The following is a 12737-nucleotide window of genomic DNA, read 5'->3' as shown; positions in this document are numbered from 1 at the left end:
GCCGCCGGACGCCAAGGAAGGCAAGGACATTTTCATGATCTTCAGCAAGAACCTCGTTGCCGGTGTTGCCGCAGCCGCCATTATGCTGTCGCCGCTCGCCGCCGCCGCGCAGGAGACGACTACCGAAGCTCCTGCTGCCGAAGCTCCCGCTGCAGACGGGTCTGCGGTCGAGGAGATTTCCTCGGCTGTCGACAACCTCGCTTCGCAGAACTGGCTCAAGGTCTGCGACCCGCTGCCCGATGGGCAGAAGGCCTGCCTGATGCGCCAGGTGGTGCTGGCCAATGGCCAGTTCCTCGGCTCGTTCCTGCTGCGCGACGATCCGGGCCAGGAATCGCGACTGCTGGCCGTTGCCGCCGTGCCGCTCGGGGTGCTGCTGCCGTTCGGCCTGACCTGGCAGATCGACAATGCCAAGCCGGTCCGCGTGCCCTACATGCTGTGCGATACCCAGTCCTGCTCGACGCAGCTGGTGATCAACGAGCAGTATGTGAATTCGCTCAAGCGCGGCGGCACGCTCAAGCTGACGGCAAAGAACCGCCAGAACCAGGACCTGACCATCGATATCAGCCTGGCCGGGTTCACTGCGACCTATGACAGCGAATCCGCGCTGACCTTCGAGCAGCTGCAGATGCAGGAATCGGGTGGCAATGCGCTGGAGCAGGTCCTGAACGACCGTGCCGAGCAGCTGCGTCAGCAGATCAGCACCGACGGCGCCGCTCCGGCTCCGGCCGCTGAAGGCGAAGCCGCCCCCGCACCGGCCGAGACCCCGGCGCAGTAAATCCAGGCCGGCAAGGTTTGAAAACGGGCGTGGGCAACCGCGCCCGTTTTGTTTTCGGCTTGGCCTAGCGCTCGCCCATGCCCAGCGAAAAGGCCTGGCGACGCAGGCCGGGCAGGGCCTTGAGCGCCCAGAGGCCGCCAGCGCGCAGGGCCTGGCTGGGCACTATATCGGCGAGGAGCGAGCGGAACAGGGTATCGACGAAAAAGCCTGTGCGGGCGAGATCGCCGCTGCGGCGACGGGCATAGTCCCGGCTGGCGAGAACGCCCCAATCGGCGCGGGTCCGGTCGGTCGCGGTGACGGCGTCGAGCAGGTCGGCAACGTCGCGCAGGCCCAGATTGAGACCCTGTGCGCCAATGGGCGGGAAGGCATGGGCGCTTTCCCCGACCAGCGCGACACCGTCGCGGCCGGCTTCGGCGACACTGAGGGCGCTCAGGGGGAAAATGGCGCTGGGCGAGACGATGTCGATAGCGCCGAAAAGCCGCTGCGACCGCTCGAGGAGGGCGAGGCGCAGGCTGTCCGGCCCGCCATCGCGCGCGTTTTTAAGCACCTGTTCCTCGTCGATCCAGACCAGATTGGCGCGACGGCCCCCGGCCGGGACAAGGGTGAAGGGGCCATGGGGATAATGAAACTCGATCGAGGTGCCGCCGATGGGTCGGGCAAGCTCGAGATCGCAGACCAGGGCCGATTCGGCGAAGGCATGTTCGCGCACCCCGATGCCTGCCGCCGCGCGAATGCGCGATTTCTTGCCATCGGCGCCGACGACAAGGGGGGCGCGCAGGGTGGTGCCATCGGCCAGGGTCACGACGCCAAGGTCGCCGTCGCGGGTGTAATCGGCGACGGGCTGGGGGCGTGTGTCGATGCCATTGTCGGGGATTGCGGCCTGGAAGCGGGCCAGCAGCGCCTGGTTGCCGAAATTCCAGCCAAAGGCGGCCAAGCCGATCTCGGCGGCATCGAAGAGGGTTTCAGGCGCGCGGACGAGGCGGGGCGTAGCATCGATGATGCGGATGGCGGTCAGCGCATGGCCGATCGCTGCGGGTTCGTCGATCAGGCCGGCGCGGGTGAGAAAATCGACGCTGGGCATCATCAGCGCCGAGGTGCGCCGATCGGGCGGGGCCGGGGGCGACAGGTGGATGATGGACAAGCCCAGCCGGGCGAGGCTTGCCGCTGCGGCAAGGCCGGCCAGACCACCCCCGACGACGATGATGTCAGCGTCCGAAGTCATGCCGCCTGACCTTTCTCAAGCCGGGGGCTCCCGGTGAGGAAGCCGCCGATAAGGGACCCCGCCAGCATGGCGAGGAGGAAGTAGAAGAGGCCATCGGGCTGGAAGGCGAGCAGCGAAATGGCAGGGCCCGGGCAGATGCCGGACATGCCCCAGCCGATGCCGAACAGCACCGCGCCGATCACGAGGGGCCTATCGATACGGGTCTTGTCGGGTTCATGAAAGCGGGTATCGAACAAGGGTGCCTGCCGGTGCCGACCGATGCGCACGGCAATGAACATCACCAAGATGGCCGGGACGATGACAAAGGCCAGGCTCGGGTCCCAGCCGCCGGAGGGAATGGCGGTAAAATCGAGAAAGCGCAGAACCTTGAGCGGATCGACCATCTGCGAGACGTAGAGGCCGGCGCCAAACAGAGCGCCGCTTAAGGCGGCGGTGACGAAATAGGACATGCGCGCGATCATCAGACGATCCCCGTCAGCGTCACGGTGAGAATGGCGACCGAAAAGAAGATGGCCACGGCCACGAAGGAGCGCGTCGACAGCCGGGCTATGCCGCAGACGCCATGGCCCGAGGTGCAGCCATTGCCGATGCGGGTGCCGATGCCGGTGAGCAGGCCAGCGACGATCAGCCAGAGGGGCATGGGAATGGACCAGCCTGCCGGCGGCGCGGCCAGCACGGAAGGCTCGACGCCGCCGGCGCCCAATTGCGGGAAAAGCCGGGCAGATGCCCAGGCGGCTGCCACCAGCGCTGCGAGAAAGACGAGCCGCCAGAGCACAGAGCGGCCGGCTGGCAAGAGCTGGCCGAATATGCCGGATATGCCCGCGATGCGGCCATTGCCCAGCCAGAGAACGGCGGAGGCCAGGCCAATGAGCGTGCCGCCCAGGGCCGCTGTGAGCGGAGTAAACGATTCCATCGGAAATCTCGCTGATCGGTGTGGAACCTCAGACTAGCATTGGCCATTGCGGCGATACCAGCGGGGCTGGAGAACCACCATTCCGCGCGATGCCGCAGTCGTGCAAAATATCCATTGCGGCTCTTCTCCTAAGGAAAGCAGAAAACTAAATTGTCGCACCAATCCGACTCGGGCAATGGAGCCTTCGATGTTTGAGTTTCTGGCCGACCCTGCCGTCTGGGCAGCCTTCCTGACCCTGACGGTCATGGAAATTGTCTTGGGCATCGACAATATCGTCTTTATTTCGGTGCTCGTGTCACGCCTGCCGCGCGAGCAGGCCGAGTTTGCCCGCAAGCTCGGCATCGGCCTGGCGCTGGTTTTCCGCATCGTCCTGCTCTTGCTGATCTCGGTGATCGTGCAACTGGACCAGCCGGTCTTCACGCTCTTCGGCCACGGTTTCTCCTGGAAGGATATCATCCTTGTCGCCGGCGGCGGCTTCCTCATCTACAAGGCCACGCACGAAATGCACGCGGCCATCGAGGAGCCACACGAGGTCAAGGTGAGCAGCACGGCAGGGGTGACGCTCAATGCCATTCTCGTGCAGATCGTGGTCATCGACATGGTGTTCTCGATCGACAGCATCATCACGGCGGTGGGCATGGTGCCCGATACGCTGGATTATGGCGTGCGCGTCGGCGTGATGGTAACAGCCGTGCTGATCGCGGTGGCGGTGATGTTCCTGGCCTCCGGCCCGATCGCCCGCTTCGTGGCGGCCCATCCCACCACCAAGATGCTGGCGCTGGCATTCCTGCTGCTGATCGGGACGACGCTCGTCGCCGAAGGAACCGGCTTCCATATCGAAAAGGGCTATATCTATTCGGCGATGGCCTTCTCGGTGCTGGTGGAGGCCATCAACATCATTGCCAAGAACCGCAAGCTGAAGCGGCATGGCGCGACTGCGGGCAAGGCTGAGTTCACGCCGTTCACGGGCGACACCGGCTCGGTATCATCCGATGCCGCGCTCGCGGCCCTGGGCAGCGCCGCCGTGGGTGCGACACGCGCCAGCGCGACTGCCGAGCCGGCGACCCTGCGGGCGCGCCCGAAGACTTCCCCGGCGAGCCGGGCTCAGGCACGGCCCAAATCGGCGCCGCGCAAACCGAAAGGACCCAAATGACCAGAGTCATCGCCGTTCACAACACCGGAGGGCCGGATGTCCTCACACCAGAGGACTGGCCCGTGGAGGCGCCTGGCCCGGGCCAGGCGCGCATCCGGCAGACGGCGATCGGTCTCAATTTCATCGACACCTATCAGCGCTCCGGCCTTTATCCGATGACCCTGCCGTTTGTTGCCGGCAACGAAGCGGCAGGAGTAGTCGAGGCGGTGGGCGAGGGCGTGGATATCGTCAAGCCCGGTGATCGCGTCTGTTACCAGGGCGTTGCCGGCGCTTATGCAGCCGAGCGTGTGATCGATGCCGACAGGCTCATTCCCATTCCCGATGGGATCGATGACAAGACGGCAGCGGCCGTGTTGCTCAAGGGGCAGACCGCGTTCTACCTCCTGTTCAAGACATGGCCGGTCCAGGCAGGGGAAACCATCCTCTGGCATGCTGCGGCTGGGGGTACGGGCCTGATCGCCACGCAATGGGCCAAGGCGCTGGGCGCGACGGTCATCGGGACGGCTGGCGGCGCCGAGAAGCTGGCGCTGGCCAAGGCGCATGGGTGCGACCATGTGATCGACTATCGGACGGAAGATTTTGCCGCCGGCGTCAAGGAGATTACCGGGGGCAGGGGCGTCGACGTCGTCTATGACGGGGTGGGTAAGGCGACATTCGAAGGCTCGCTGGACTGCCTGCGGCCGCGCGGGCTGCTCGCCAGTTTCGGCAATGCCTCGGGCCCGGTGGCGATCCCCGATCTGGGCGTGCTGGCGCGCAAGGGCTCGCTTTATGTGACGAGGCCAACCGGCGCGCATTATTTCCCGACGCGAGAGGATCGGCTGGAAAGCGGCAAGGCCGTGTTCGACGCGATCCTGTCCGGGTCCGTCAAGGTGGAGATTGGCCGGACGTACCCGCTCGATGCTGTGGCCGATGCCCATACCGCGCTCGAAGGGCGCGAAACCACAGGCTCGATCGTGCTTTTGCCGTAGGTCGAGTGAGAGACGGGCGGCAGGCACTGGACAGCTCCGCTCGCCCTCGCTAAAGGCTCTGCGAACGGGTAGGTGGCAGAGCGGTTGATTGCTCCGGTCTTGAAAACCGGCGAAGGTGAAAGCCTTCCGGGGGTTCGAATCCCTCCCTACCCGCCACAGCAGGCGCCGCAGGGCGCATAAAAAAGAGCCCGGCTCGCGCCGGGCTCTTTTTTCATCAGTGGTGGTGATGGTGCTCAGGCATTTCCTTGAGCTGATCCTTGGTCCAGGTGGTAACGGCGTGGACATCGCCATTTTCGTCCCGCATGAATTCCAGGTCGCTCAGCGGCACGGCCACTGGCTTGGCGCCGATGCCGAGGAAGCCGCCGACATCGATCACAACGGTATCAAGACCATGCACATGGTCGATCTTGCCGACCTTGTGGTCATCCGCGCCGTAGATCGTGGCGCCTTCGAGAATCGAAGGGGTCAGCTCGGTGGGGGCGAGGCGGACATGATTGGTGTGGTCCATGGGAATGCTCCTTTGCTTGTGCTGTCCCAACCCGGAGCAACCCCATTCCGTTCCACGACAAAATCGTGACCGCGACCAGGTTGTCCCACGCGGTTCGTCTTGCTCTTGCCAAGCCGAATGCCGCTGAATAGGACAGCGGGACGTTTGACGCAGAACCGGGACCGGACATGAGCCGCAAGGAATTCGACGCTTCGCGCATGCGGCGGCTCAAGCGGGTTGCTGCCCGGCATGGGCTGACCATATTGACTTCGGAAAAGATCAAGGTGCTGGGCCAACCCGGCGGCCACGCGCTGCGGGAAGACGCCAGCTTCAAGATCGTCTTCGGAGACGTGCCCAAGCCATTCTCGGCAAGCCTTGACGAGATCGAAGAGTATATCGAGAAGCTGGATGCGGGCGAAGAGTAAGTCTTGCTGCCCTTTCAGGCAAGACGACTTGTGCGCACCCAGGGAACATTCCGTTATTTAAAACGTAACAGGAATCGCCGCACACTCCCTGTGTAGGCTCGTTCGGGGCAGGCGCTCCGGACATCTCTTGGTCGCGGGACTTCTGCGGTTCCTCTCCCTACGCTCCGCAGCCCGCCTTAGTGTGGAGGCGCGTTCCTCATGTTTACCCTGATCAACGCCGACGCCGAAGAAGACGACGCCGAAATCACCGATCCCCAGGAAATCGCGGAGCTGTTTGCCGCTATTGCCGCCGTGGCCATCGAAGCCATCGGGGCAGGCAATGCGCGCGACCTGTTCGATGCGGTGGTGGAGCAGGAGGGCCGCGACCCAAACTGAGATGACAGAAACGATCTGAGCCATAACTTCCTATTTCCGGCCGAGACAGCCGCATCACGACTTGACGGCGCGCGGTCCATGACCTGGACTGCGTGCCGTCGCGGATGGGCGGAAATGACATGACCAGCATTGGCGGAATGACGGCCGAGAGGCCTTTGGTCGCGCCATTGGGCGATAGTGCTCTTGTGGTGCGATTTGCCGAACGGCTCGATCCTGCGGCCAACGTGGCCGCGCTGGCGCTGAATGCGCAACTGGCCGACGACCCGATCCCCGGCGTGGTCGAAGTGGTGCCGAGCCTTGTGTCGGTGCTGGTGCGCTATGACCCGGGCGCGACGAATATCAACAGGCTTTCCGGCGAAATTGCCCTGCGATTGTCAGGGGCGATGCCAGCCGATCCCACACATCATATGGTGACGGTACGTTTTGGCGGTCTTGATGGTCCGGACCTGGCGGAGGTCGCCGCGCAGCTGGGCCTGACGCCGGATGGGTTCATCGCTGCCCATTGCGCCGGGCCATTGCGGCTGCTGGCCACCGGATTTGCGCCGGGCTTTGTCTATTGCGGCTTCCACCCGGAGGCGCTGGTGGTGCCGCGCCGGCAGGATGTGCGTCCCCTTGTGCCCAAGGGCAGCGTGCTGTTCGCCGCGGGCCAGACGGCCATCGCCGCCACCGATATTCCAACCGGCTGGCACGTGGTCGGGCGGACCGAATTTGCCAATTTCGATCCCGGGCGCATGCCGCCAACTCTTCTCGCGGCTGGAGACTTGGTTCAGTTCGAGGCGCTGGCATGACGGGCACGGTGCGGATCGAGCGCGCCGGGCCGCTGACGACCATCCAGGACCAAGGACGCTTCGGCATGCTGGCCCATGGCATCAGCGCTTCGGGACCGATGGACCGCGCGGCCTTTGGGCTGGCCGGCGCACTTGCAGGGGCCGGGACGGCGGCAGGCATCGAATTCACCCAGGCGGGCCTGGCGCTGAGCCTCGAGCAGGGCACGGTGCCGGTTGGCTGGGCCGGTGGCGCGTTCCGGGTGAGCATTGACGGGCGCCGGCACGACTGGCCGGGTGGGGCGCTGCTGCGAGCGGGGCAGAGGCTGGAGATCATTCCCGGGAAGGCGGGGACTTATGGCTATCTGCGTTTCGGCGCCGCGCTCGACCTGCCTTTCGTGCTCGGCAGCCAGGCGACCAATACCAAGGCCGGGCTCGGCGGACTGGCGGGGCGGGCGCTCAAGGCCGGTGATCGCATCGGGCTCCTGCCGGGCGACGGCCAGCCTTTGCCGGCCGAAGCGCCGGCTGTGACACAGGGTGGACCGATCCGGTTCATTCGCGGCCTCCATTGGGAGCGATTCGGAGAGGCAGTGCGGGCGCGCTTTGTGGCGACGCCGTTTCGGGTGACGCCGATGATGGACCGCATGGGGGTGCGGCTGGCCGACGATGGACAGGTTTTTGGTGGGGAGAGCATCCTGTCGCTGGTGTCGGATCCGGTCCTGCCGGGCGATATCCAGATCCTGGGCGACGGCACGCCCATCGTGCTCATGCGGGATCATCAGCCGACCGGCGGTTATCCGCGCATCGGCACGATCATTGCGGTCGATCTCGACCGGTTTGCGCAATTGCGTCCGGGCAGTGCGGTTGCATTCGAGGCGGTGTCGGTGGAGCATGCGCAAAGCCTGTTGCGGAGCCGGACATGACAGTTTCCATCGATCTCAATGCCGATCTCGGCGAAGGCATGGGCAGTGACGAGGATCTGCTGCAGATCGTCTCCAGCGCCTCGATCGCCTGTGGTGGACATGCCGGGGACGCAGCGACGATCCGGCACATCCTCAAGGTGTGCAAGGCGCGGGGCGTGCGCGCCGGGGCGCATCCGGGCTATGCCGACAGGCCCCGGTTCGGGCGGTTTCGCCTCGATCTGCCGTTCGAGCACTTGCTGGGACAGATCCGCGAGCAGATGTTCCTGATCCGGCATATTGCCAGCGAGGTCGACGTGCCGCTCGGCTATGTGAAGCTGCATGGGGCGCTGGCCAACCAGACCGCGGAGGACCGGGCCTTTGCGCTCAACGTATTCGCCGCCATCCAGGCGATGGACGCCGGGATGGCGGTGCTGGCGCTGGACAATAGCGAGCAGGTGCAGGCGGCCGCAGCGCTGGGCATGCCACTGATCCGCGAAGCCTATGCCGACCGCGCCTATACCAGCGCGGGATTGCTGGTGCCGCGGAGCCAGGAGGGGGCGGTAATCCACGATGTGGAGGCGGTGATCGCGCGTTGCCTGCGGTTGGCCCTGCAGGGAGAAATCGAGGCGATCGACGGCAGTGTGCTGAAATCGGGCGCGCGTTCCATCTGCCTGCATGCCGATACGCCGGGCGCCGTGGACCTGGCGCGCGAGGTGCGCGAGGCGCTCGAGGGCGAAGGCATCAGCATTGCGCCGGCGGCGCCGGAAACGGACGTACCCTGGATCCTTCAGGGGGGAGAGGGTGAGATCGGCATCATGCCTTTAAACCCGAAGGACCCAGGGTAGCTGTGACGGCCCCGAGGGGCCGAATGTGTCGACGCCCGAGCGGCGGGATCTAGATAGCCAGGTATTCGTGGCGGAGTTCGGCATTGTCGAGCACTTCCCTCGCCGTGCCCGAGAAGACGACTTCGCCGGTATCGAGAATGACGGCGCGGTCCGCCAGTTTCAGCGCTGCGACGGCGTTCTGTTCGACGATGATGGTGGTGATGCCCAGCGGCTTGATCGAATGCAGGATGCGTTCGATCTCGTGCACGATGACGGGCGCGAGGCCCTCATAGGGTTCGTCGAGCAGGAGCAGCTTGAGATCCCGGGCGAGGGCGCGGGCGATGGCGAGCATCTGCTGCTCGCCGCCCGAAAGGGTGACCCCATCCTGCGTTCGGCGTTCGGCAAGGCGGGGGAAGCTCTGGTAGATCTGTTCGAGGCTCCAGCCATGGCCGGGGGCGACGCGGGCGAGATTGAGGTTTTCCTCGACCGTCAGGCCCTGGATGATGCGCCGGTCTTCAGGGACGAGCTGAATGCCGGCGCGGGCGGCTTCGAAGCTCTTCATGCGGTGAACGGGATTGCCGTCGAGCCAGATTTCGCCGCCGCGCATTTCCGGGTTGTCGGCCCGGGCGATGGTGCGCAGGGTGGAAGACTTGCCGGCGCCGTTGCGACCGAGCAGGGCCAGGATCTCGCCCTTGCGGATGTCGAGCGAGACGCCCTGCACGATGTAGCTCTCGCCATAATAGGCGTGGATGTCCCGGACGGAGAAGAAGGGGCGTGTGGTTTCGATGTCGGCGGTATGGCTGCCGGCGATGGTTTTTTCGGCTGTCATGGCTAGGGAACTCATTCGTGGGCGCCTCCGAGATAGGCTTCCTGCACCTTGGGATTGCCGCGCACCTGGTCGGGCGTGCCGTCGGCGATGATGCGGCCCTGGGCGAGGACGGAAATCTTGTCGGCCAGGGAGAAGACGACGTGCATGTCGTGCTCGATGATGACCTTGGTCATACCGCGCGCCTTGATCTTCTTGAGCAGCTCGATGGTGGTATTGGTGTCGTGGCGGCTCATGCCGGCCGTGGGCTCGTCGAGCAGCAGCAGGCGCGGATGCTGGATCAGGCACATGGCCAGCTCCATGCGGCGCTTGTCGCCGCGCGACAGGGAGCCGGCAATGCTGTCCTTGCGGTTGATGAGGCCGACATCCTCCAGCATGTGCTCGGCTTCGGCGCGGATGCCGGTTTCGCTGTCGAGGGTGCGCAGCATGTTGAGCTTGAACATGCCGTCACGCTTGGCCAAAGCCGGGATCATGACGTTGTGCAAGACCGAGAGATCGGCGAAGATCTCCGGGGTCTGGAAAACACGGGCAATGCCCAGCTGGTTGATCTGGAACGGCTTCTTGCCGGTCAGGATGGCCCCATCGAACACCACCTGGCCGCTGGTCGGTGCCAGCTTGCCGATGATGACGTTGAGCAGGGTGGATTTGCCGGCCCCGTTCGGCCCGATGATCGCATGGGTCTTGCCTTCCTCGATCTGGAGATCGATGTCGGCCAAAGCATGCAGGCCACCGAACCTTTTGTGGACGTCCGCGACGTGCAGGACAACGTTGTTCTGTGCCATTTTCGCTGTCCTATTCTGCCGCTTGCGTGCGGTTTGAAGTCTTGCCGCCCGACCGGTTGAACATGGCCGAGACGCGGCGCACGCCTTCCATGATGCCGCCGGGCAGGAAGATCACGATGATCACGAAGACCAGGCCCAGGGTCAGGTGCCAGCCATCGCCGACGAACTTGCCAATGACCTTGACGAAGACGGTGTCGACGCCATCGGGCAGGAAGTCGAAGAACCGGGCGAGGATATTGTCGTTGAGGGCCGAGAGGATGTTCTCGAAGTACTTGATGATCCACGCGCCCAGGACAGGGCCGATCAGCGTGCCGACACCGCCGAGAATGGTCATCAGCACCACTTCGCCCGATGCGGTCCACTGCATGCGCTCGGCGCCTGCGAGCGGGTCCGTGACCGCCAGAAGCGCGCCAGCGAGACCGGCATACATGCCAGAAATCACGAAGGCGGAGAGCGCGTAGGGGCGGGTATTGAACCCGGTGAACTGCATGCGGGTCTGGTTGGACTTGATGGCCTTGAGCATCATGCCGAAGGGCGAGCCGGCAATGCGCTGGGCGATGAAGAAGGTGATGATGAGGAATCCGGCGCAGAAATAGAAGCCGGCATAGCCCCCGATTGGAGTACCCAGGAGGGTCGGGATTGGCTGGCCCACATAGGTGTGGCCAACGGCGGCGTCGATGACGCGCGGGTCGGCAAGGGTGAGCTGCAGGCCGGTTTCGCCATTGGTGATCGGGGTGAGCACCGAATAGGCGAGGTTGTAGCTCATCTGGGCGAAGGCCAGGGTGAGGATCGAGAAATAGATGCCCGAGCGGCGCAGGCACAGAAAGCCGATGACCAAGGCAAAGAGGCCCGAGACGATGACGGCAAAGAGGAGGGCCGGGATGGCATCGAGCGTGAGAAGCTTGAGCGACCAGACGGCGGTGTAGGAGCCGACGCCGAAGAAGGCGGCGTGACCGAAGCTGAGATAGCCGGTGAGGCCGAAGAGGATGTTAAAGCCGACCGCGAAGATGCCGTAGATCATGAAACGCTGCAGCAGATCGGGGTAGCCGGCGCCGAAAGGCGCCAGCCAGATCGGCATTGCGAGAACCACAATGGCGAAGCCGAGCAGCAGGACGAGGTCGTTGCGGGACATGAGATTGGTGTTCATGTCAGGCCTCCATCACGCCGCGCCGACCGAGCAGGCCCCGCGGACGAACGAGTAGAATGACGACGGCGACGAGATAGATGATGATCTGGTCGATGCCGGGGAGAACGGCCTTCACCTGGTTCATGGAGGCGAAGGACTGAAGAATGCCGAGCAGGAAGCCTGCCGCCACGGCGCCGGGAAGCGAACCCATGCCGCCCACCACGACCACCACGAAGCTGAGGACGAGGAAGTCCATGCCGATATGGTAGTTCGGAGGGAGCAGGGGCGTGTACATGACCCCAGCCACGCCGGCGACCACCGCCGCCAGGCCGAACATGATGGTGAAGCGCCGGTCGATATTGATGCCGAGCAGGCCCACGGTTTCCCGATCCGCCATACCCGCCCGCACGACCATGCCGAAGGTGGTGAATTGCAGGAAGGCGAAGACGCCGCCGATGACGACCGCTGCAAAGAGGAAGTAGACAAGACGCCAGATCGGATAGGTGATGATATTGGCCTGCATGCCGAGGAAGGCGCCGATATCGGCTGCGCCACGGAAATCGGTCGGCATGGGCTGGGGAATGGGATTGGGTCCGAAGATGGACTTGATCACTTCCTGCGTTACGATGGCGAGGCCGAACGTGACCAGGATCTGTTCGGCATGGGGGCGCTTGTAAAAGTGCTTGATGATGCCGCGTTCGAGCCCGATGCCGATCAGCAGCATGATCGGGATGGTGATGAGGATGGAGAAGGGCACCGAGTAATTGACCAGCACGGCACCAAAATCGCCGAGCCAGGCCTGAACCAGCGGCTCGCGGATTTCCAGCGGCTGTCCCCATGGGGAGAGCCGTTCAGGATCGATGGTGACCGTTTCCATGGTGAGGACCATGCGCACGGTAACGGCGCAGAAGGCGCCCAGCATGAACAGCGCGCCATGGGCGAAGTTGACCACGCCCAATGTGCCGAACACCAGGGTGAGGCCCAAGGCGATCAGCGCATAAGCGGCGCCTTTGTCGAGCCCGTTGAGAAATTGCAGAAAGATGACTTCGAACATGGGTGGCTCCGTCGCGCCATGGGCACGCTTCTATCGTCTCGACCGTCACCGCCGGGCCTTTCCCGGCGGTCCAGTCTGCGCGGATGCAGGGGCTGGATTGCCCGGACGAGCCGGGCAATAACGAAGGTTGAGAAACCGGCC

Annotated in this window: 16 protein-coding genes and 1 tRNA gene; 9 read left to right on the top strand and 8 right to left on the bottom strand. The window is 64.5% G+C overall.

Going from position 1 to position 12737, the window contains the following annotated elements; translation table 11 throughout:
- The first annotated feature begins 34 nt into the window (after positions 1-34).
- Positions 35-775: an invasion associated locus B family protein gene (locus VE26_RS07450; protein ID WP_046104385.1), complete on the top strand. Its 741-nt coding sequence runs from the start codon at positions 35-37 to the stop codon at positions 773-775.
- A gap of 64 nt (positions 776-839) precedes the next feature.
- Here VE26_RS07450 and VE26_RS07445 read toward each other — a convergent pair whose 3' ends face one another.
- Genes VE26_RS07445 through VE26_RS07435 form a run of 3 tightly spaced genes read right to left on the bottom strand, consistent with a single transcriptional unit; the run spans position 840 to position 2910 of the window.
- A complete protein-coding gene (locus tag VE26_RS07445; RefSeq protein WP_046104384.1) occupies positions 840-1997 on the bottom strand; it encodes an FAD-dependent monooxygenase in 1158 nt (385 codons plus the stop codon).
- The gene (locus VE26_RS07440; protein ID WP_046104383.1) at positions 1994-2458 is read right to left on the bottom strand and encodes a DUF6691 family protein; all 465 of its coding nucleotides are present in this window, start codon (positions 2456-2458) and stop codon (positions 1994-1996) included. Before VE26_RS07440 ends, VE26_RS07445 begins: the two co-directional genes overlap by 4 nt.
- Positions 2458-2910, bottom strand: a complete 453-nt coding sequence (locus VE26_RS07435; RefSeq protein ID WP_046104382.1) for a YeeE/YedE family protein — start codon at positions 2908-2910, stop codon at positions 2458-2460. The genes VE26_RS07440 and VE26_RS07435 overlap by 1 nt, the downstream gene beginning before the upstream one ends.
- A gap of 187 nt (positions 2911-3097) precedes the next feature.
- Here VE26_RS07435 and VE26_RS07430 point away from each other — a divergent pair, with 187 nt between their 5' ends.
- From VE26_RS07430 to VE26_RS07420, 3 genes are all read left to right on the top strand, one after another.
- The gene (locus tag VE26_RS07430; protein WP_152658754.1) at positions 3098-4063 is read left to right on the top strand and encodes a TerC family protein; all 966 of its coding nucleotides are present in this window, start codon (positions 3098-3100) and stop codon (positions 4061-4063) included.
- Complete coding sequence (locus tag VE26_RS07425) at positions 4060-5031, top strand: quinone oxidoreductase family protein (protein ID WP_046104381.1); 972 nt, start codon at positions 4060-4062, stop codon at positions 5029-5031. The genes VE26_RS07430 and VE26_RS07425 overlap by 4 nt, the downstream gene beginning before the upstream one ends.
- Positions 5032-5097: 66 nt before the next feature.
- Positions 5098-5187, top strand: a tRNA-Ser gene (locus VE26_RS07420).
- Between the two features lie 58 nt (positions 5188-5245).
- Here the strand turns inward: VE26_RS07420 and VE26_RS07415 are convergent.
- The gene (locus tag VE26_RS07415) at positions 5246-5539 is read right to left on the bottom strand and encodes a PRC-barrel domain-containing protein (protein WP_046104380.1); all 294 of its coding nucleotides are present in this window, start codon (positions 5537-5539) and stop codon (positions 5246-5248) included.
- Positions 5540-5706: 167 nt separating this feature from the next.
- Between VE26_RS07415 and VE26_RS07410 the strand changes: the two genes are divergently transcribed.
- The 5 genes from VE26_RS07410 (at position 5707) to VE26_RS07395 (ending at position 8829) form a co-directional block, all read left to right on the top strand.
- On the top strand, positions 5707-5943 hold the full coding sequence (locus tag VE26_RS07410) for a hypothetical protein (protein ID WP_046104379.1): 237 nt from the start codon (positions 5707-5709) through the stop codon (positions 5941-5943).
- A gap of 198 nt (positions 5944-6141) precedes the next feature.
- Complete coding sequence (locus tag VE26_RS18035) at positions 6142-6318, top strand: hypothetical protein (protein ID WP_160297818.1); 177 nt, start codon at positions 6142-6144, stop codon at positions 6316-6318.
- A 119-nt stretch (positions 6319-6437) separates the two neighbouring features.
- Entirely contained in the window at positions 6438-7106 is a 669-nt protein-coding gene (locus VE26_RS07405) for a 5-oxoprolinase subunit B family protein (RefSeq protein WP_046105136.1), read from the top strand.
- The gene (locus VE26_RS07400) at positions 7103-8005 is read left to right on the top strand and encodes a 5-oxoprolinase subunit C family protein (protein WP_046104378.1); all 903 of its coding nucleotides are present in this window, start codon (positions 7103-7105) and stop codon (positions 8003-8005) included. The genes VE26_RS07405 and VE26_RS07400 overlap by 4 nt, the downstream gene beginning before the upstream one ends.
- Positions 8002-8829, top strand: a complete 828-nt coding sequence (locus tag VE26_RS07395; RefSeq protein ID WP_052715746.1) for a LamB/YcsF family protein — start codon at positions 8002-8004, stop codon at positions 8827-8829. Before VE26_RS07400 ends, VE26_RS07395 begins: the two co-directional genes overlap by 4 nt.
- Before the next feature lie 49 nt (positions 8830-8878).
- On the opposite strand, the gene VE26_RS07390 is transcribed toward VE26_RS07395, so the two are convergent.
- From VE26_RS07390 to VE26_RS07375, 4 genes are read right to left on the bottom strand one after another with little or no spacing between them, the layout of a single operon-like run.
- Positions 8879-9637 carry an ABC transporter ATP-binding protein gene (locus tag VE26_RS07390; protein WP_046104377.1) on the bottom strand — a complete coding sequence of 253 codons (759 nt, stop codon included), beginning with the start codon at positions 9635-9637 and terminating at the stop codon, positions 8879-8881.
- Between the two features lie 11 nt (positions 9638-9648).
- Positions 9649-10416 carry an ABC transporter ATP-binding protein gene (locus tag VE26_RS07385; RefSeq protein WP_046104376.1) on the bottom strand — a complete coding sequence of 256 codons (768 nt, stop codon included), beginning with the start codon at positions 10414-10416 and terminating at the stop codon, positions 9649-9651.
- A gap of 10 nt (positions 10417-10426) precedes the next feature.
- Positions 10427-11563, bottom strand: a complete 1137-nt coding sequence (locus tag VE26_RS07380; protein WP_046104375.1) for a branched-chain amino acid ABC transporter permease — start codon at positions 11561-11563, stop codon at positions 10427-10429.
- 1 nt (position 11564) lies between these two features.
- Positions 11565-12596: a branched-chain amino acid ABC transporter permease gene (locus VE26_RS07375; RefSeq protein WP_046104374.1), complete on the bottom strand. Its 1032-nt coding sequence runs from the start codon at positions 12594-12596 to the stop codon at positions 11565-11567.
- Positions 12597-12737 lie beyond the last annotated feature (141 nt).

This window comes from Devosia chinhatensis (assembly GCF_000969445.1).
GTDB lineage: Bacteria > Pseudomonadota > Alphaproteobacteria > Rhizobiales > Devosiaceae > Devosia > Devosia chinhatensis.
This window is presented reverse-complemented; position numbering and strand designations above follow the sequence as displayed.

Bases quoted from the DNA above. Each gene is read 5' to 3' on its own strand.
- VE26_RS07430 (WP_152658754.1), top strand. From the start codon at position 3,098: ATGTTTGAGTTTCTGGCCGACCCTGCCGTCTGGGCAGCCTTCCTGACC.
- VE26_RS07400 (WP_046104378.1), top strand. From the start codon at position 7,103: ATGACGGGCACGGTGCGGATCGAGCGCGCCGGGCCGCTGACGACCATC.
- VE26_RS07435 (WP_046104382.1), bottom strand. From the start codon at position 2,910: ATGGAATCGTTTACTCCGCTCACAGCGGCCCTGGGCGGCACGCTCATT.
- VE26_RS07415 (WP_046104380.1), bottom strand. From the start codon at position 5,539: ATGGACCACACCAATCATGTCCGCCTCGCCCCCACCGAGCTGACCCCT.
- VE26_RS07450 (WP_046104385.1), top strand. From the start codon at position 35: ATGATCTTCAGCAAGAACCTCGTTGCCGGTGTTGCCGCAGCCGCCATT.
- VE26_RS07410 (WP_046104379.1), top strand. From the start codon at position 5,707: ATGAGCCGCAAGGAATTCGACGCTTCGCGCATGCGGCGGCTCAAGCGG.
- VE26_RS07440 (WP_046104383.1), bottom strand. From the start codon at position 2,458: ATGATCGCGCGCATGTCCTATTTCGTCACCGCCGCCTTAAGCGGCGCT.
- VE26_RS07445 (WP_046104384.1), bottom strand. From the start codon at position 1,997: ATGACTTCGGACGCTGACATCATCGTCGTCGGGGGTGGTCTGGCCGGC.
- VE26_RS07405 (WP_046105136.1), top strand. From the start codon at position 6,438: ATGACCAGCATTGGCGGAATGACGGCCGAGAGGCCTTTGGTCGCGCCA.
- VE26_RS07395 (WP_052715746.1), top strand. From the start codon at position 8,002: ATGACAGTTTCCATCGATCTCAATGCCGATCTCGGCGAAGGCATGGGC.
- VE26_RS07390 (WP_046104377.1), bottom strand. From the start codon at position 9,637: ATGACAGCCGAAAAAACCATCGCCGGCAGCCATACCGCCGACATCGAA.
- VE26_RS07425 (WP_046104381.1), top strand. From the start codon at position 4,060: ATGACCAGAGTCATCGCCGTTCACAACACCGGAGGGCCGGATGTCCTC.
- VE26_RS07385 (WP_046104376.1), bottom strand. From the start codon at position 10,416: ATGGCACAGAACAACGTTGTCCTGCACGTCGCGGACGTCCACAAAAGG.
- VE26_RS07375 (WP_046104374.1), bottom strand. From the start codon at position 12,596: ATGTTCGAAGTCATCTTTCTGCAATTTCTCAACGGGCTCGACAAAGGC.
- VE26_RS18035 (WP_160297818.1), top strand. From the start codon at position 6,142: ATGTTTACCCTGATCAACGCCGACGCCGAAGAAGACGACGCCGAAATC.
- VE26_RS07380 (WP_046104375.1), bottom strand. From the start codon at position 11,563: ATGAACACCAATCTCATGTCCCGCAACGACCTCGTCCTGCTGCTCGGC.